Origin of the sequence: Mesorhizobium sp. M1312, from assembly GCF_040318115.1 — a bacterium.
Classification (GTDB): domain Bacteria; phylum Pseudomonadota; class Alphaproteobacteria; order Rhizobiales; family Rhizobiaceae; genus Mesorhizobium.
Window position 1 is genome coordinate 1 of the sequence record NZ_JAMYLQ010000098.1, and the last position, 912, is coordinate 912.

Consider the following 912-nt stretch of genomic DNA (forward strand, 5'->3'; position numbering starts at 1 on the left):
TTGCATTCGGTTGCCTCGATCGTTTCAACGAGGTGGCCGATGTGTCGCCAAGTATCCTCGACGGTGCGCTTCTGGGCTTGGCGCATCCAGTGCTTGATCTTGGCAAAGGCCTGCTCGATCGGGTTGAGGTCGGGAGAGTAGGGCGGCAAATACCATAGCCTGGCGCCGGCGGCCTTGATCATCTGTCGGATGGCGGCCGACTTATGGCTTCCCAGGTTATCCATGATGACGATATCGCCGGGCTTAAGGACGCTGATGAGCTGTTGCTCGACATAAGCGCGGAAGCATTGGCCGTTGATCGGGCCGTCGACGCAAGGTGCTGCAAGCCGATCCCAGCGCAGCGCGCCAAGGAAAGTCAGCGTGCGCCAGTGGCCGTGCGGAGCCAAGCCGCGCAGCCGCTTGCCCTTCGGCCCCCAACCGCGCAGCGGAGCCATGTTGGTCTTGATCCAGGTCTCGTCGATGAAGACCAGGCACTGGGGATCGAGGCCGGCCTGCCAGGATCGCCATCGTTGGCGCCTGCGGGCAATATCGGCGCGTGCCTGCTCAAGGGCGAACAGCGTTTTTTTTGAAGCTCAGCCCCTCGCGGCGCAGGAATTGCCACACTGCGTTGTGCGAGAAATCCCGCGAGCGGCCAACTCATTCTTCAGACCATGCAGCGTCAGATGCGGCGTCTCACGCACACGGGCCTCGATGAAGGCACGGTGCGGCTCCAGCACCCTCTTGCGATGTCCGCCCATCTTGCCAGGCGCAACCGAGCCAGTCGCCCGATGGCGCTGCAACAACTTCACCGCCGCCGAAACCGAAATGCCGAACCGTTTCGCGGCCGACCGGCGGCTCTCGCCACCCAAAACCGCCGCTACAACACGTTCGCGAAGATCATCCGAAAGAGGTCGCGTCATCAGATGCTGGCCT

1 pseudogene is annotated in these 912 nt (G+C 62.6%); it reads right to left on the reverse strand.

Features of this window, described 5'->3' with window-relative positions:
- Positions 1-899, reverse strand: a pseudogene (locus NKH36_RS34675) (IS630 family transposase); the annotation flags it as partial.
- Positions 900-912 lie beyond the last annotated feature (13 nt).